At 69.1% G+C, this 16,466-nt stretch carries 14 protein-coding genes; 3 read left to right on the top strand and 11 right to left on the bottom strand.

Annotated features, from left to right (window positions below; genetic code table 11):
• Positions 1 to 11 precede the first annotated feature (11 nt).
• A complete protein-coding gene (locus tag AB0D32_RS16035; protein ID WP_357090207.1) occupies positions 12 to 1,085 on the bottom strand; it encodes a methyltransferase domain-containing protein in 1,074 nt (357 codons plus the stop codon).
• A gap of 274 nt (positions 1,086 to 1,359) precedes the next feature.
• Here AB0D32_RS16035 and AB0D32_RS16030 point away from each other — a divergent pair, with 274 nt between their 5' ends.
• Positions 1,360 to 2,655 (top strand): MFS transporter, encoded by a 1,296-nt coding sequence (locus AB0D32_RS16030; RefSeq protein ID WP_357090205.1) that lies wholly within the window; start codon positions 1,360 to 1,362, stop codon positions 2,653 to 2,655.
• A gap of 234 nt (positions 2,656 to 2,889) precedes the next feature.
• Here the strand turns inward: AB0D32_RS16030 and ligA are convergent, their stop codons facing one another.
• A complete protein-coding gene (gene ligA, locus AB0D32_RS16025) occupies positions 2,890 to 4,884 on the bottom strand; it encodes an NAD-dependent DNA ligase LigA (RefSeq protein ID WP_357090379.1) in 1,995 nt (664 codons plus the stop codon).
• Positions 4,885 to 4,901: 17 nt separating this feature from the next.
• On the opposite strand from ligA, the gene AB0D32_RS16020 reads away from it, so the two are divergent.
• Entirely contained in the window at positions 4,902 to 5,246 is a 345-nt protein-coding gene (locus AB0D32_RS16020) for an SUKH-4 family immunity protein (protein WP_192581368.1), read from the top strand.
• Between the two features lie 85 nt (positions 5,247 to 5,331).
• Here AB0D32_RS16020 and AB0D32_RS16015 read toward each other — a convergent pair whose 3' ends face one another.
• Positions 5,332 to 5,847: a hypothetical protein gene (locus AB0D32_RS16015; protein WP_357090202.1), complete on the bottom strand. Its 516-nt coding sequence runs from the start codon at positions 5,845 to 5,847 to the stop codon at positions 5,332 to 5,334.
• A gap of 171 nt (positions 5,848 to 6,018) precedes the next feature.
• Between AB0D32_RS16015 and AB0D32_RS16010 the strand changes: the two genes are divergently transcribed.
• Positions 6,019 to 6,750: a class I SAM-dependent methyltransferase gene (locus AB0D32_RS16010; protein WP_357090200.1), complete on the top strand. Its 732-nt coding sequence runs from the start codon at positions 6,019 to 6,021 to the stop codon at positions 6,748 to 6,750.
• Between the two features lie 293 nt (positions 6,751 to 7,043).
• On the opposite strand, the gene AB0D32_RS16005 is transcribed toward AB0D32_RS16010, so the two are convergent.
• The 8 genes from AB0D32_RS16005 to fxlM all read right to left on the bottom strand — a co-directional run bounded on the left by AB0D32_RS16005 (position 7,044) and on the right by fxlM (position 16,149).
• A complete protein-coding gene (locus AB0D32_RS16005; protein WP_357090198.1) occupies positions 7,044 to 7,676 on the bottom strand; it encodes a 3'-5' exonuclease in 633 nt (210 codons plus the stop codon).
• Positions 7,677 to 7,871: 195 nt separating this feature from the next.
• The gene (locus AB0D32_RS16000) at positions 7,872 to 8,099 is read right to left on the bottom strand and encodes a hypothetical protein (RefSeq protein WP_357090196.1); all 228 of its coding nucleotides are present in this window, start codon (positions 8,097 to 8,099) and stop codon (positions 7,872 to 7,874) included.
• Between the two features lie 133 nt (positions 8,100 to 8,232).
• Complete coding sequence (locus AB0D32_RS15995; protein WP_357090194.1) at positions 8,233 to 9,348, bottom strand: hypothetical protein; 1,116 nt, start codon at positions 9,346 to 9,348, stop codon at positions 8,233 to 8,235.
• Positions 9,349 to 9,350: 2 nt separating this feature from the next.
• Entirely contained in the window at positions 9,351 to 10,310 is a 960-nt protein-coding gene (locus AB0D32_RS15990; RefSeq protein WP_357090192.1) for a thiopeptide-type bacteriocin biosynthesis protein, read from the bottom strand.
• Entirely contained in the window at positions 10,292 to 11,440 is a 1,149-nt protein-coding gene (locus AB0D32_RS15985) for a lanthionine synthetase C family protein (RefSeq protein ID WP_357090190.1), read from the bottom strand. Before AB0D32_RS15985 ends, AB0D32_RS15990 begins: the two co-directional genes overlap by 19 nt.
• A 44-nt stretch (positions 11,441 to 11,484) precedes the next feature.
• The gene (locus AB0D32_RS15980) at positions 11,485 to 14,559 is read right to left on the bottom strand and encodes a lantibiotic dehydratase (protein WP_357090188.1); all 3,075 of its coding nucleotides are present in this window, start codon (positions 14,557 to 14,559) and stop codon (positions 11,485 to 11,487) included.
• Positions 14,560 to 14,641: 82 nt separating this feature from the next.
• A complete protein-coding gene (locus AB0D32_RS15975) occupies positions 14,642 to 14,833 on the bottom strand; it encodes an FxLD family lanthipeptide (protein ID WP_357090377.1) in 192 nt (63 codons plus the stop codon).
• A gap of 56 nt (positions 14,834 to 14,889) precedes the next feature.
• Positions 14,890 to 16,149, bottom strand: coding sequence for a methyltransferase, FxLD system (fxlM, locus tag AB0D32_RS15970; RefSeq protein ID WP_357090186.1), 1,260 nt, complete (start codon positions 16,147 to 16,149; stop codon positions 14,890 to 14,892).
• Between the last annotated feature and the right edge of the window lie 317 nt (positions 16,150 to 16,466).

Raw genomic sequence — 16,466 nt, 5'->3', positions numbered from 1 at the left:
GGGAACTCACGTCAGCGGGGGCGAGTCCCACCAGACGCGGTGATCGCGAGCGTCACAGGTTGACGCCGACGGTAACTCGTAGATCCCAGCCCGGCAGGTCCTCCCCGTCGTTCGGCACGAGACGGTGATGGAACCAGCCGGCGTCGGGTCGGCCTGCTTGCTCCCATCGGTGCAGCCACGACCGCAGCGCGGTCAGGGATGGTGAGCGTGTGCTGTCGGCGAGGATGGTGCCGTCGGCCAGGATGACGGCTGCGGTGGTCGCGGTGGTGTGCCCGATTCCGCGCCTGCCGTCGTCCAGGGCGGCGATGCTGCGGTCCGCCGCCGACGACGGAATAGGCCGTCCACGACGGCCAGTCCAGGGGCGCGCGGTGGTAGGTCTCGGTGTGACCGGGGTTGCGCAGTAAGTTGAGCGCGGTGCAGGCGCCGGTGTGCTGCGAGTCGTCCTGGTCGCGCCAGCCGATCGATATCCATGCCGGGTCGGGGTGGCCGGTGTGGTGATCCACCCAGCGTCCGGGCAGGGTCAGGGTGTCGTCGACGGCGGTGGCGGTGCTTTGGGCGTAGCCGCCGAAGGTGACTGCCTCGACGTGGGGTTGTCCTGCGGTCAGGGTGATGGTGGTGACCAGGGTGGTGGACGGCTGCGTGACGATGGGCAGGCAGGCCACGATCCGTCCGTCCGGGGCGAGTTGGTCCACCCACGCGCGGGGTAGCCGTGGAGGCGTGCACCAGGCGGCGATGCGCTGGTAGGGAGCGTGTGGCGGGTAACCGTTCATGCCGTCGGCGGTGTGGCAGGTAATGGTGGTGACGCCGCGTTGGCGGTGCAGGCGGTCCGCCCAATCGACGAGGTGGCCGCTGATGTCGATGCTCGTCACGCGTCCGGTCGCGCCGGCTCGGGCGGCGAGTAGCGCTCCGGAGTAACCGGTGCCGGTGCCGATCTCCAGCACGTGGTCGCCTTCGCACACATGCAGGGCGGTCACGTCACGCTGGATGGCCTCGGTCGCGGAGCGGTGCAGGGTTTCACCACGGTCCGGGTTGTGGACATAGAACTGCTCGGGGACGCTGGCGAGCAGCGGGTCGGTAGCCGTCACAGGACTCCTCCCGCGGATGCCGGTGAAGCGTGGGCGGTCTCATGAGGGATGGAGCTCGATCCGCAGCCCATCCGTGTTTCTCTGCCGCACCATCCAAAATGGCTCGATCGAGCCGCGCTGAGAGTCGATCATTACGAGTGTTCCCTGCACCCGTGCGTGAGCCGCCTTCTACCCTGCGGCCTCGGGCACTCCGGCCGAGGGCATCGTGGGGGCGAACGGCTTGGTGCCCTCGAACCGCTCCACGTTGATGCTGCCTGTTTTGGATGGAGGGCTGATGCTGGCTCCGCTGCGGTATGGCGCGTTCCGATACCTGGCTGCTGGCCGGCTGGTCAACATGCTGGGCAATGGTGTCGCTCCCATCGCGTTGGCCTTCGCCGTGCTTGATATGACCGGCTCGGTGCGCGACCTGGGCCTGGTGGTCGGCGCGCGGTCGCTGATGACCGTGCTGTTCGTGCTCTTCGGTGGGGTGATAGCTGACCGGATTCCGCGCCGGCTGGTGCTGGTCGGCTCCAATGTGCTGAGTGCGATGACCCAGGCGGTGGTGGCCGCCCTGGTGCTCACCGGCACGGCGACGATCCCGCTGCTGCTGGCGCTCGGTGCGGCCAACGGCATCGTGAGCGCCCTGTCCCAGCCAGCCTCGGCCGCCGCGACGCCGCAGACCGTGCCGCCGGAGTTGATCCAGCCGGCCAACGCGCTCATCCGGCTCGGCATCAACGCGGGCATGATCGGCGGCGCTTCGCTCGGCGGTCTCCTGGTGGCCGCCGTCGGGCCGGGGTGGGGCCTCGCCATCGACGCGCTCACCTTCGCTATCGCGGCTGTCGCGTTTACCGGAGTCCGGGTCGCTGCCTCGCCGGCGAAGAGCACCCGCACGAGTATCGTTGCCGACCTCCGTGAGGGCTGGACGGAATTCACCGCGCGGACCTGGGTCTGGGTGGTGGTGCTCGGCTTCATGGTCCTCAACGCGGCCCTCGCTGGCGGCGTGAACGTGCTCGGCCCGGCCGTCGCGGACGAGACGATCGGGCGTAGCGCCTGGGGACTGGTGTTGGCGGCGCAAACCGTCGGCATGGTCGTGGGCGGGTTGATCGCCCTGCGCATCCGGGTTCGCCGGCTGCTGCTGCTCGGGGTGGCCTGCATGTTCGCCGAGTCGTTCCTGCTGTTGGGGCTGGCCCTGGCGCCCACCATCGTCGTGCTGTTGACGGCCGCAGTGGCGGTCGGCATTGCCGTCGAGCAGTTCGCGGTGGCCTGGGACACGTCGATGGCGCAGCACATCCCGGCCGACCGACTGGCCCGCGTCTATTCCTATGACATGTTGGGGTCATGGGTCGCCATCCCATTCGGCCAGATCGCGGTCGGACCGGTCGCCGTGGCAATCGGCACCCGCGACACGCTGCTGATCATGGCGACATTGGTGGTGCTCGCCGTCCTCGGCATGCTGGCCAGCCGGGACGTCCGTCGGCTGCAGGCGGTAGCCCCCGCCCGCGCTGCCGACGCAGCACAGACCGAGCCAGCCGACGGTGAACCGAGCGACGGCCCTACCACGAAGCCCACCGAACCAGCCACCCGCGCCTGACCCAGTCCTCAAGGCCGGCCGGCCGCGCCTTCAGTTCGGAGAGCAGGATCAGCCGCCGCCAGGTACTGCGGCTCACTCTTCTACCGCCGACCGGGCGTCACGGTGCGTGACGGAGGTGCGGATGCGCAACCTCGGTCGCGCTCCGGCCAGGGTTGCTCCCGTTTGGCTCGACGTTGGAGGTCGGTTCAGGCACGTCGTTGGGTGAGGATCGCGGCTGGTCCTTGCGGGGCTGTTTCAGGCGATGCCGGCTGTGATCAGTTGTTGCCAGATCTCGCTCTGGTCGATGATCTGGACGCCGTTTTTCTCAGCTTTGGTGAGTTTGCTGGCGCCGACGTCGGCGCCCGTGATGAGGAGGTCGGTGTTCGCCGAGACCGAGGACGCGGTGGTGGCGCCGCCCTTCTCGCAGAGACGTTGGAAGGTGGGGCGGGGGACCTTCTCGCCGGAGCGGGGGTCGCTGATCGTGCCGGTGATCACCACCGTTTTGCCGGCTAGTGGGGCGTCGGAGGCGATGACGGGTGGGAGGTCCTCGTCGCGAACGTCCAGGGAGACCCCATGCTGCCGCAGCCGCATCAGTTCGGGCCTCAGTCGGGTGAGATGTTCGATCAGGGACGCGGCAACCTTCGGGCCGATGTCGTCGATGACCACGAGTCGTTCCTCGCCCGCGTCGGCGACCTCTTCGAGTGAGCCGAACCCGGCACGGCACAGCCGTGTGGCGGTGCCTTCGGAGGCCATGGGGATGGCGAGCCCGATCAGTGCCCTGCGCAGCCCCACCCGGCGGCTGGCATCGATCGAGTCGATCATGCGGGTGGCGGAGACCTCGCCGATGCGGTCGAACTCCAGCAGTCTTTCCTTGGTCAGAGTGTAGAAGTCCGACGGGTGCTCGACGGCACCGGCCTCGGCGAGCCGTTCAATCCACACCGGGCCGACGGCCTCGATGTCCGCCGCTGCCCGTGACGCCCAGTGGATCAGCCGCCGTACGGTCTGCGCCGGGCAGCCGACGTTGGTGCAGAACAGTTCGCGGCTGCCGCCCTGCTCGGTCAGTGGGTGTTGACAGGACGGGCACGCGGTGGGTGGCACGATCTCCCGTTCCGCGCCCGTGCGTTTGGACTCGTCGAGCACGCCTGCGACGAACGGGATCACGTCGCCGGCGCGGCGTACCAGCACCGTGTCCCCGATCTTGATCCCGCGCGCGCGGATCACTTCCTGGTTGGCCAGTGTCGCACGGGTGACCGTCGTTCCACCGACGAATACCGGCTCCAGCTGGGCGACCGGGGCGATCTTGCCGGTTTTGCCGACGTCCCAGACCACACCGGACAGCACGGTGGTCTTCTCCTCAGCGGCAAACTTGAACGCCAACGCACCACGAGGCGAGTTGGACCGGGTACCGGCGGCCGCGTAGGCGTCGCGGTTGGCCAGCCTCAACACGGCGCCGTCCAGATCGTAGTCAAGGTCGTTGCGCCGCTCCTCGATCGCTGCGATCACCGCCTGCGCCGCGTCGGCGGTGGTGCAGTGCCTCATGTCGGCGACGGTGAACCCCAGGGTCCGCAGCCCGTCTTCCAGATCCGTCCGGACACCACCGGGATCAGAGGTGTCCAGGTCGAAGGCCAAGAACCGCAACCGCCGCTCGGCCACCACGACCGGGTCCTTCGCGCGCAGGGTGCCCGCGGCGGCGTTGCGCGGGTTGATCAGCGGCCGGTCCGGGTGTGCGGTGTTGTAGGCGGCGAACGTGGAGCGCAGCATCACCGCCTCGCCGCGCACCTCAACCCGGCCCGGCACGACGAGCTGCTCCGGCACCCCGTCGACCAGCGCCCGTACCAGGACGGTCACGTCATCGCCCGTCGTCCCGTCCCCTCGGGTGATCGCCCGAGCCAGCTGCCCGTTCTCGTAAACCAGGGCCAGTGACAGCCCGTCCAGTTTCGGCATGACCACTACCGGCTGGCCCGGGAAGCGGGCGAAGAACGCCGCGACCTGCTCGGGCCGGGTCGCCTTCTCGAGCGACAGCATCGGCCGCGAGTGTCGGATCGGTGTGTGCAGCACCGCGGGCGCGCCCACCTGCTCCAGCGGGTTCGGGTCGGGCACCCACTCCGGTTTCGCGTCGACCAGCCCCCGAAACTCGTCCTCGATCGCGTCGTATTCGGCATCCGCCACCAGCGGCGAACCCCGGTAGTACGCATCACGCAGCACCACGATTTGGTCGGCGAGTTCCTGGATCCGCTCTCGAGCGTTCACAGCGCACAACGCTACCCGTGCCCACCGACACTCCACCGCTCGCAGACCCCGACGACCTGGACTGGGTGTACAGTGCCGCGCCGGGGACCGGTGAGGTGCAGGCATGGTCGTCGGACGGCAGCACCTGGTTCGTCAACCCAACGATCAACCACTGGCTGTGTTCGCTGCACATGGTTGGTAGCTGGCTGACCAGCTCAACCGTCATCGGCCGCTGGGACGAAGACGGACAGGCCGAAGAGAAAGCACTCGCGGAGCTCGCCGACCTGTTGGAGCGGATCATGGCTTTTGACCCGCCCGCGTTCGGGGACGGCGACCATGCAACCCACTTCTGGCCCGCAGTGCTCGACCGGTGGCTCTACTGATCGATGTAGACATCCTCTTCTGCCGCAGACAGAGCACGACCAGTGGTGATCGGCTCGGCGGAGTTTGGCTGCGGCGCTCGGGTGATCAGTCCGCGCGGCACAGCGTGACGGCGCTGCGCAAGGGGGTACTTGCCCACAAAGCTTGCAGTGTGGGGTAGTGCTGTACTTCCCACGCCGCTTCACCGATCGCACGGTCTCGTTCGGGGCCGGGTGGACTGAAGTCGAACCCGGTGTTCTGCACGTTGAGCCGGTCGAGATCGGCAAGCACGGGTGCGTCAGGGAACACCAGGTCCAGGCTCACCTGCCAGTATTCTGGCTGGTACCAGTCGGTCTCGGTCCAGGCTTCTCGCACGTCGACGGCGAGCTGACGAGTGAAGCTCAGGCTGGGGAGCTGATCGTGCCAGCTGTACCGGCCCCACTGAACGATGAAGCCGTCGGCGTCGCTGTCCGGCCCTGGCTCCAGGCCGTCAACCGGCTGGGTAAGAAACTCGCGGAACGCCTTCCACGCCGCCTCGACGTTGTCTACCTGGTCCGGAGTCAGGCCGTGTCGGCGTAACAGCACGACCAGTTCTTCGGGCGAATCACGCCACGCGATACCCACAGTTCAGCCCTCCCGACCCGGAACCCAACGTCCGCTGGATCAGGTTGACAGGCGCATGCGCACAACACGAAGCGTCCTCCTTCCGCCGAGGGCCGGAACGGGCACCGCTTAGGCGTATCCGGACCTGCCGCTGGTCAAGGTTCAGTTTGCTGTCTCTGGGACGATGGTGCCGTGTCTGACCAGCGCGCCGATCTCGAACTGCTTGACAACGACGCCTTGGAACAGTCGGCGGTGGTGGCCAACTGTGCCATGAACCGCGAGCGGCAGCTGTCCGGGGTCAACAGTTACACCCGGGAGCTGGGGTTCAATCCTCTTGACGTTCTCGCCGCCGGCCTGGTCGGCGCCGGTCGGGCCGAGCCTTCGGCAGCCGCTGGCTGGTTGGATCTGTGCTGTGGCACCGGTCGGGCGCTGATCCAGGCTGCCGGGGAACTGCGCATGGCGGGACTGACCGAGCGGACACTCCTCGTCGGGGTCGACCTGGTCGACGCCTTCGATCCCCTACCGTCACCGCCCTCGAACCTGGAGCTGATCTGCGGGTCCGTCGCCAACTGGGCACCGACGCGGACGTTCGACCTGATCACCTGCCTGCACGGACTGCACTACGTCGGAGACAAGCTCGCAGTCCTGACCCGGGCGGCCGGCTGGCTGACGCCCACCGGCCGGCTCGTGGCCGACCTGGACCTGTCCAGCATCCGGCTTCCGGACGGGCGACCCGCCGGGCAGCGCCTCACCGCCCGACTCCGTGCCGAAGGATTCTCCTACGACCCCCGGCACCGCCGGATCAGCTGCACCGGCCGCCGCGAGATCCGCCTCCCATACAGCTACCTCGGTGCTGACGATCGCGCTGGCGCCAACTACACCGGACAACCCGCCGTGCATTCCCACTACGCCGAAGACCACTGACCGCACCGGCAACATCCGCACATGCCGCGATCCGCGCGGCGGCTCAGACGCCACGACAGTCACCCTCAGTAATCGCGATCTGGGCCCGACTCGGGCAGCGGTAGTCGTTGAAGTCGATGGCCAGATCGAGGGCAGAGGGCACCGGTCCTCCGGGATCCGAACCGTTGAACGTCGTGACGGACCTGTGCACGTTCGGCTGTAGCCGGTTGGACACGTTGACCCGTACGCCGACACCACCTGGTGCTCAGCGCAGCGGTGAGCAGGCGGGACATACGGGGTGGTTCGGGCGTGGGTTAGCCGAACAGGTCAGGTTGGTCGGCTGTCCCCGTAGGGAGTGCAACGCCGGCCGCAAGCCGAAGGCTCTCGAAAGTCGGCGGCTTCACCGGCCACCGCCGGGAGATCAGCTCCGGTAGCAGGTGGGCGGTCGCGACGGTGTCCCAGTAAGCGCGGTGTGGCTGGCTGCCTCCGGCCGCCGCCTGCACCGTCTCGCGCAGCCGCAGGCTGTCCACCAGCGCCGACAGAGAACACTCGGGGAAGTCCAGCGCCCGCGCCAGCCGCAGCGTGTCGAGCAGGCCCGCCGGGCAAAGCGAGGGCAGGTACCTGCTCAGCAGCCGCCAGTCCACGTTGATGTTGTGCCCCACCACCCACCGGCCCTCGACCAGCTCGAGTAGTCTCGGCGCGATCTGTTCCAGCGGCGGTGCGTCGGCGAGCACGGCGTTGGTCAGTCCCGGAGAGAGCCAGGGCCGCTGAGGTATCGGCCGTCCCGGGTTGACCAGCGACGTGAACGCCTGACCGAGGTCGGGCCGCCCGTCTGCGAGGGCAACGATGGCCACTTCCAGGATCGCCTCGGTGCCACGGTCCTGGGCGCCGCTGCCTTCCACGTCGAGTGCGACGATCTCGACGCCGTGCCACAGCCGGAAACCCATCGGCGCCAGTCTCCCGTAGCTTGCCTCAGTCGTCGTCATGCCGCGCCGCCTGCTCGAACGATTCACGAAGGACCGCCAGCGCCAAGACCTGCGCGGGGCCGACGGTCGGTCCGAGGTAGGCGCGGGAGCCGACGGAGACGTGGCCCCACCGCTGCCGAGAATGCCCCACACGTTGTAGCCGACAGGCATCGCTGGTCACGATCGCTCTTGCGCCTGAGCGCGGCGCAGCGCGACGGTGAGGGCTCGTTCGCCGGTGGCGGTCAGGCTGACGGTTATCGCTCGCTGATGCGGGACCAGATTAACCAATCGCAGGCTCAGCAGCAGGTTGATCGTGTCGCGGACGGCTGTTTCTTTGACGCAGGCGTGCATCGCCAGTGCGTCGCTCAGTGTGCGAACCGTCCAGTGCCTCTCGGGCTGTCGCACGAGGGTCTGATAGATCCGGCGCCGTGCCGAGGTTGGCCGCTTCAATGGGGTATACATCACAGCGTTCCGAATCGCGTGATGGAAGCCCGGCGTGACGCGGAGGCTGTGCCGTACTCGGGTCCGCCCATTTCTCTCAGCTTCCGACGGAGCATGTCAGGGCATCGCTCGCGATTCTTACTGCTTCGCGGAGAGTTCGCAGGGTTGCCTCGGGCATTGAGCCGGCCCTGAGACCGGCTGTTGTCGTGATGTGGGCGAGAGCGTGCTCATGTGGCTCGTTGAGGTGCAGGGCGGTGCGGTGGGCGAGGACTTCCCGGGCGGCGTATCCGTCGGGTGCTTCGAGGACCTCGGTGGCCACGTGACGCAGGAGTTGTTGAGCGGTTGCTTCGTCGTGTCTGCTGGACAGCGTGGCGGCGGTGAGGCCCCATCGGGCTCGATAGACGGCGTAGTCGGTGACGGGTTCCTGTGCTAGGAACTGCTCGACCATGGCGGACATATCAGAGTTGGCCGTTGCGGGTGTTGCGCACATTACGGTGAGGCATGAGCCGACATGTTGTTCCCACGGTTGGGTGCTGGTGCTGTCATCGAGGATGACGCGGGCGGTGTCGGTGTCTCCGCGCAGGAGGTGAGCGATGATCGTGGCTTGTCGTCCCTCCATGAGGTGACCGCCGATGCCGTTGAGTGCGTTGGCGTGTATGACGGCGTCGTCCCACCGGCCGGCGAGGGCGAGGATGCGGATGCCTTCGCTGAGGTGTTGCAGCCAGGTCCACTGGCGCAGCTTGCCGAGATCGTCGCGTGTGCCGGTCAGGTTGGTCAGTGGCAGTGTCCGGCCGTCGATGGTCAGGTTGGTGCCTGTGGTGATGGCTTGGTACATCGCTTGAAGCAGGTGTAGTGCGGGCTGGCCGTTGTCGGCGCGGATCTGTAGGCGGGCGAGATTGAGGACGGGTTCGAGCAGGTAGCTGGCTTGTAGGGCGGTGAGTGTGCCGCGTTGCCGGTAGATGTTGATGTGGTCCCAGCACCATTGGTGGGCGAGGTTCGGCAGGCCGCAGTCGCTGGCGATCAGCGCGGCTTTGTTCAGGGCGTGGGCCGCTTCGGCCATGCCGTTGTCGTGGTGCGCGGCAGCCGTCTCGGCGAGTTCGGCGACTTCGGTGACACGGTCGGTCAGGGCGGGGCATGCGGGTCGGGGTCGGCCGAGTAGTGGGAAACGGCGGACGGCGGCGCGGATGGTGGTGGGGTCGAGGGCGGTGTTCATGGTCAGCTCCGCGGCAGGAACGCTTCGAGTGCGGCGCGGGCGAGGACGCCTTGGGTGTGGGCGGGTAGCCCGAGTCGATTCCAGTGGAAGATCACGATGTGGCTGGTGACGGCTCGTAGGCCGCGGTGGAGGGTGCCGGCTGTCGCGGCGGCGGCGAGGGCGCGTCCGGCTTCGGTGTACGCGCGGTGCCATGGCGCGGCGAAGGGAATTACCCCGTCGGCTTCGAACAGGGAGTTGTCCGTGGAGGGCGCTACCGTGAGCAGCCCGCGTACGTTGGCGGTGAGCGCGTCGAGTCGGCTGTCGGCGATGTGGTTGATCGGGCGCATCTGGGCGACCCGTGCGAAGACGTCGCCGCGTTCGAACCAGTCGAGGCCGGCTGCCTGGAGAAGACCGCCGAGCAGGATGAGCGACAGCTCGCGGCGGCCGACGGCTGGCTGTGGCTGGCGGAGGTAGGTGAGGACGCCGTGGCTGTCGGCGCAGAACAGGTCGTGCACGATGCGGATGCCGGAGGTGCCGCCGAATGCGACGGTTTCCGGCTCGTACAGGCTGGGCCACCACCTGGTGAGTTCGCCGGTGGTGGTGAGGTCGTCGAGGACGTGGTTCACGGCGTCGACGTGTCCGTGGGCGAAGCGCAGGCGCCAGCAGGGGTGTTTGCGCAGGAACCACCACCCGCCGCAAACGCCCTCGTTCGTAAGGCGGTCGAGGCGGGGCCCGAGCGAGGTGACCGCGGTCGTCTCCGCGGTGTTCCAGTCGGGAAACTCTACGCGTACCTGGTACCAGGGGCCGTCGGCGTGTTCGGCGTCGGCGAGGGCGGCGCGGCCGGCACGGTGGTAGGTGTCGACGGCGTCGGCGAGGTCGGCGGGATCGATGGCTGCGGTCGCCGCGACTGTCTGCAGGGGGGTGCCGGCGAGCACGGTGAGCACGCTGGCGGCCAGTGGGGTGGTCAGGTGATCAGCAGGCATGTGTCCCATCCGGTGTGGGTGGTGCCGTGTCGTGCGAATTCGGCGGCCAGGTGGATGCCAGCGTGGCCGGTCAGCAGCCCGGCGTTGCCGTCCTGGTCGTGGTGGTGAGCGGCTGTCTGTATGGCGGTGGCCAGGGCGGGTAGCTGGTGGTGGAGGGCGGGGTCCAGGGCGTCGGCGGTGGCGTGGTGGGCGGTGGCGTAGAGACCGGCGAGGCCGTGGCACAGGCCACGGTCGGTGAGCCGGCTTCGGTGGCGGTCGGTGAGGCAGGTGGCGAGGGCGTGTTCGGCGTCGGCGCGGCGGGCCGGGTCGTTCGTGGCGATCGCGGCGAGTTGGAGTGCGCGGGCGATGCCGGGGGTGCCGTAGCACCAGGACGGCCGGCCCGGTGTGGGCTGGCTGACGCGACCGGTGTGGAGGTCGTCGAGGGTGAGCCACTGTGGCCACCAACTGCCGCCGTTGACGTCGTGCTGGCGCCATCGGTCGAAGTGTTGGGTGAGGTGGTCGATGGCCTCGGCGTGGTGGTCCACGATGTGGCCGTGACGCATGGCGAGGGCCAGCAGGGCGAGGATTCCCGCCGCCCCGTGCGCCATACCGAGGTTGGCGTGCCCGCCGGGTGTCGGCAGGGTCGGGTCGGGGTCGTGGGTCACCCACCAGCCGGGCAGTAGGCGGCCGTCCTGCTCACGTGGGCGCACCAGCACCGTCAGGTAGCGCAGCACATCGGCGAAGGTGTCGCTGTGGGGCATGCGCTGCATCAGCAGTGCGCCGATGCCGGTGAGGCCGTAGAAGAGGTCGTATTCGCCGAGTGAGCCGCCGCCACCGTGCCGCAGGCGGGCGGTGGCGCCGGTGAGGCGGCGGCGTGCCAGCCGTACCACGTGTTCGTCGAGGGTCGCCGCCGCGGTGTGGTAGCGGTCGTCTGCTCCGGCGGCGCGGTGCAGAAGGAACGCGATGGCGGGGGTGCCGTAGTACAAGCCGGTGTGCTGGCCGCCGTCGAGTGGCCCGGTCGCCGCTGCCCGGATCTGCGCGTGCGCGTCTGCCCAGGATCCGGTGCCGGCGAGGGCCCGTTCGAGGTGCAGCAGAGCGATGCCTGCCGCTCCGGTGGCCAGCGACTGGCGGGCGGCGTCCGGGCCGTCCATCGTTGGCGTCCCGGCTTCGGCACTGGTGGTGGTCGCTGGCCTGTTCATTGCTGGGCGGTTCGGGCCAGGGCGCGCAGCGCGGCGGCGCGAGCCAGACGGTTGGTGCTCTGCTCGAAGGTGGGATCGACGCCGAGTGCACGGATGTGGTGGTCACGCAGCAGGGTCGGCAGGACACCGGAGGGGTCGCGCTGCGCGGCGAGGGCGTCGAAGTACCGGCGCAGGGCGGTGTCGCGGGCCCGCCACGCGTCGATGACCGCCTTACCGGCGGGGTGTGGCGGTGGCTGCCGCCCGTCGACAGGTAGGTCGACCAGTCGTAGCGTCTGCTCGCACAGTGCGCGGTCCAGCGGCCCGGTCTGCTGTGGCAGGCATTGGAGCAGGGCCTGGTATCCCGATGTGTCGTCGGTGGCGAACGCGGCGGCGAGGCGGGCCATGGACGCGGCGGCCAGCGCCTGCGCCGGCAGGTTGAGGTTGGCGGCGGCTGCTATCTGGGCGATGACGCAGGTGGTGTCGGTGCCGAACACGTCCTCGGCGGCGGCGAGCGCCTCGTCGCAGCCGTAGCGGCCGGGATGGTCCTGGTACGGCACGAGCGACAACTGGCCGGGCAGGCCACGGGTGGCGAGGTCGGCGGCGAACGCGGCCAGAGCCGTGGTGACCGCCGCGTGGTGCTCGCGCTCGGTCAGCCGGAGCACGACGATGAGATGCTGGTCGGCGTCCATGCGGACCAGGTCGCGCTGGCGCCGAATCCACCACCGGTGCACCGTGCCCTCCAGCGTCGCGGTGAACGACGCGAGGTGCCGGATGATGTCGTCGAAACGCGCAGGGTTGCCGGCCAGCCGCGCCTGTACCACGCCCGCGTCGCCGGGCACCTGAAGCCGGCCGGGCGGCGCGAGGTACGGCAGCGGCCGGCGTGCGGGCGCGACGGCGAGCATCGGGATCAGCAGCTCTGCGGCGCGGCCGATCCACCCGTGATCGTCGGGCTGGGCGTCCTCTCGCAGCTCCACCCGTTCGGCTTGTGCCAGCCGGTGGCGCAGCAACGCCCGGTCGAGCCGGTCATCGAGGTTCAACGGCTGGCGGAACTCGCCGTGACAGAGCACGACCCGGGCGGGGACCCGCCAGTGCTGTCGCCACGCCTGCAGCGCGGACTCCCAGCCGTGGCCGTCTCGCGACGGCAGGTGGTCGCTGGTGAGGAGCCATCGTGCGGCGGCGAGAATCGTGCGGCGATAACGGACGCGCGGCAGGTACGGCAGCGTGCGGGCGGCACCGACGTCGAGCGGGCCGAACATCGCGGTGCGCGCGTCGGCGACTTCGGCGAGAAAGCGTGCCAGCGGAGGGCTTTGCACGATGGTGTCGAGTGCGTGGGGGATGTGGGGGATGACCCTGCGGCCGGTGGAGATCTGCACCAGGTACATCTGGTCGGCGTCGGCGGTGACGGCCAGGTCGTCGAGGCTGATCGGGTTACCGGTGGGGTGTTCGGCGAGCGCGACGACGTCGGGCAGGAGCTGGGGGACCCGGGTGACGTTCTCGTTGTGCGGGCGACGCGGCGGAAACGACAGTTGCACCGCCACCGCGTCGCCGTACGGCGCGTCTGGCGCGCATGCGGCCTGAAGCTGGGTCTGCTGGTAGTTGTCGAAGAGGTGGATGAAGCGGCCGACCATACTCGTCGGCGAGCCCGGCGCCGCGGCGAAGCGCAGCCGGAAGTCCCCCCGGTCGAGGGCGTCGATCGATGCGGCGTGAACGGTCACGCCGAGCTCGATACGTGCCGGCGGTATCACGTCTGCCGGCTCGCCCACGGTCAACGCTTCGACATCCGCGTCGGTCAAGACGATCTCGTCGCGTCCGTCGAGCGCGGCCCGGTGCACCAGGGCAAGGAACGTCGCGTCGCGTTCGTTGACGCTGCGCCAGCTCGGGTGCGCGCGGGGCGCACCGAGGTAGCCGGTGGGGTAGCCGAGCCCGGAGTCGGCCAGCAGGTCTCGCACCGCCACGAGCGCGCCTTGGCCGTAGCGGGCCCGGAATCGGGATCGGTAGTCCTGCCAGGCGGTCGACCCGAACGGCTTGGTGCTGACCCGCAGCAGGACATGCGCCGCCTCGACAGCTTCCGTCAGCACCTGCTCGGGAACGCGGATCTGAGCGTCGAGGCGAGTGTCGATCGCCAGCGTGTGCTGGCTGGCGGCAACGTCTCCGCGCATCCGCTGTGCGAGCGAGGTCCGGACCGCGGTCGCCTGCCGTGGGTCGTCGTGGTGGTTGTGCTCCTCGATCAGGTGCCGCACCGTCTCCAGGTCGCGCAGCACGGCGGCGACGTCGCCGAACTGCTCGCCGCCAGCGGCTGTCACTGTCTCGATCACGTGGGTGAGACCGTCGATGGCGGTCATCGGCGGGCGCAGAGCGCTGATGAGAGCGCCCTGCCGCAACAGGTTGTCCAGGACGGTGGTGATCTGTTCGGGCCGGGCCGTGGGGAACCGCTCGGCCAACTCGGCGGCGAGTTCGTCATACCGGGCGCCATCGGCGGCGCTGGCGAGCGCCGTTCTCACCGGCGCCGTGTAGCGCACGGACGCGTCGCGCAGCGGGACCGCTTTGCCGCCGCCCGGGTCGGCCCGGCGGGCGGTGATGAACCGGCCGTCACGGACAACGCCGGTGTTGTCGGTAATCACCCGCAGGCGACGGCGCAGCTGCGGGTGCTGCTCCAGCCGATTGATCACGGCTGCCAGCCACTCGCTGTCGACCCGCGCCACCGTATGGTGGCGCCGTCCGACCTGCACGCTGCCGGATCCGGTGGTGGCGATCGTGACGCCGGCGAACAGACCGAACGGTGTCGCCCGCCGCTGCCACCGCAGCAGGTAGCCGGCGACGGAGATGACGGCCCGCCGAACCACCTTGGCCGTCACCGTGTCGGGACCCGCGCTGATGCGGTCAAGCTGTTGCGCGAGGGCGGGGCTCGCCAGCGTGACGGCATCCCGGACGTTAGCGCGAGCCCACGTGCGCATCAGCCATGGCAGGCCTTCACGCAGCACCGCGTTGTCGCTGGCAAGGTCCAGCTGCGAAGGCACATCAAGATCGCCGGGATCCGTGGTGGCGCGCACCATGATCACGCCGGCGCTACGGAAGATGGGCGGAGCTGGCACGAGGTCGTCCCCTCAACGAAGAAACCGCGCCGTCGGCGCCCGGGCGGGCGCCGACGGCATCGTCGGGATCGGGCGGCCTGGATCAGACCGGGTCGCAGGACTTGGTCGTGCAGGCGCTCGTGCTGCAGCTGCTGCCGCAACCGTCGCTCGTGCTGCACATCATGACCACCAGCGGGGTCGTGGACTCCACGACCCGCATGTCGAGCACGAAGTCGTCGTCGGTGGCGGCGGTAGGGACATCCGTGCGATCGAGTTCCAGCAGCGGCGGGGCCATTGTCTTCACGCTCCTCGAATAGTGAACAGGGGTGGGGCACACCCGGCCGAGGGCGGCTAGCTCGCCGTCGGCCAGGAGATTTGGAGCAGGCCGTACGTCTTCGCCAACACCGCCACGTTGGCCGGCGTACTGCCGGCGTTGGTGCCGGACGGCCAGTAGGCGAACGTCGGTGCCGGCCTGCGGTGGGCCCGCTGATACCAGGCCTGGATCTGTTCCGTCATCGCCGCTGCGGCGTCCTTACCGTGTGCCCCGAAGGCACGGGCCCCGAGCTCGGCACCCGAGTCACCCTCAGCCGGACGCCAGGCCAGGTAGGCGAAAGAGTCGCCGCGCACGACACCGAACGGAAACCAACGACGCTCGGCAGCCAGCTCGGTGCCATCGCCCGCCGCGAGCAGGCAGAAACCAGGCAGGAATCCGGCCAGCCACAGGTGAAGATCCGCGAAGGACTCGCTGTGTCCGACCGTGACTCCCGACCAGACCTCGCTGCGTTCGGTGTCCAGCACCCCATCCAGCTGACGAACGTCGTCTGGGGCGCCGACGTCGAAGCGCAAGCTGACGAACCGGCCCTGCCGGTCGGGCAGCCGGAAGATCCGCTCGGGCCGGGCACCGTCGCCCTGCAGGGGCACGAACCCCGCCACCTCACTGGAGGTACTGATCAGATGGTCGCCGTCGCGGCGCAACGCGATCGTCCGGGTCACGCCGTTCATCCGCAGCGGCACCACGATCACCCCGTTCGGGGCGAGGTGCTCCAGCCAGGCGGGAGGGATGTCCCACGCGCCGACCGTGACAAGGATCCGGTCGAACACGCCCTCACCGGGCACGCCGTGCACCGCGTCGGTCTGTACCACCCGTACCCGGTGCTCGTAGCCCGTCTCGCGCAGCAGGACCTTGGCGCGGTCGGTGATGTCCGCGTCGATGTCCACGCTGACGACGTGCCCGTCCGCCCCCACGACCTCGGCCAGCAGCGCTGCGTTGTAGCCACCCGAGCCGATCTCCAGTACCCGCATCCCGGGCTCGACACCGGCTTGTTCGATCATGCGCGCCTGGATGTACGCGGCGCTGACCGAGGACAGGTGCGCCCCGTGCTCATCCGTCTTGGTGATCACCGACTGGTCGACGTCGTACACGATCGCGAGTGGTGTGCCATCGGGCACGAACGCGTGCCTCGGCACCGCCCGGAACGCCGCCTCCACGACCGAGGAGGTGATCATGCCGTCAGCGATGAGCCGATCAACGAGGGCGTCTCGGATTCTGCCAACCTGATCCGAGGAACTCGGTACGTCAGCCGTGTACGTCACTCGGCGCTCCAATCTCATGTTTCTCGTGCTGTCTGTGCTGGCAGGGTGCCGGATGCGGAGTAGCGCGCAACGCAGGGCCGACAGAGCCTGCCGCCTGCAAGCAGGTGGGTCATGAACGGCTAGCCTGCCGCACGAGCCCTACCGAGTACGCTTCACACGATTACTCATTGTGAACAGCGCGGGAATACCGACTTACGGTCCGACTTTGCCGGCACCCGCTTCGGCCCTTGGCCACGCAGCGCGGCCGGTGCTCCATTCAGGGACATCGGTGGCATAGTCGGCAGGGCCGCCCTATCGGTTGAACGGGGAGACAGTGCCTCGCCATCCAGACACCA

Source organism: Micromonospora sp. NPDC048170 (assembly GCF_040652795.1).
Classification (GTDB): domain Bacteria; phylum Actinomycetota; class Actinomycetes; order Mycobacteriales; family Micromonosporaceae; genus Micromonospora.
The sequence above is the reverse complement of the archived record's forward strand: the minus strand, read 5'-3'. Positions and strand labels throughout refer to the sequence as shown.

What these genes read in the sequence shown, in the direction of transcription:
- AB0D32_RS16030 (WP_357090205.1), top strand. Translation starts at nt 1,360, where the DNA reads ATGCTGGCTCCGCTGCGGTATGGCGCGTTCCGATACCTGGCTGCTGGC.
- AB0D32_RS16005 (WP_357090198.1), bottom strand. Translation starts at nt 7,676, where the DNA reads ATGGGTTTCCGGCTGTGGCACGGCGTCGAGATCGTCGCACTCGACGTG.
- AB0D32_RS15995 (WP_357090194.1), bottom strand. Translation starts at nt 9,348, where the DNA reads ATGAACACCGCCCTCGACCCCACCACCATCCGCGCCGCCGTCCGCCGT.
- AB0D32_RS15990 (WP_357090192.1), bottom strand. Translation starts at nt 10,310, where the DNA reads ATGCCTGCTGATCACCTGACCACCCCACTGGCCGCCAGCGTGCTCACC.
- AB0D32_RS15985 (WP_357090190.1), bottom strand. Translation starts at nt 11,440, where the DNA reads ATGGACGGCCCGGACGCCGCCCGCCAGTCGCTGGCCACCGGAGCGGCA.
- AB0D32_RS15975 (WP_357090377.1), bottom strand. Translation starts at nt 14,833, where the DNA reads ATGGCCCCGCCGCTGCTGGAACTCGATCGCACGGATGTCCCTACCGCC.
- fxlM (WP_357090186.1), bottom strand. Translation starts at nt 16,149, where the DNA reads ATGAGATTGGAGCGCCGAGTGACGTACACGGCTGACGTACCGAGTTCC.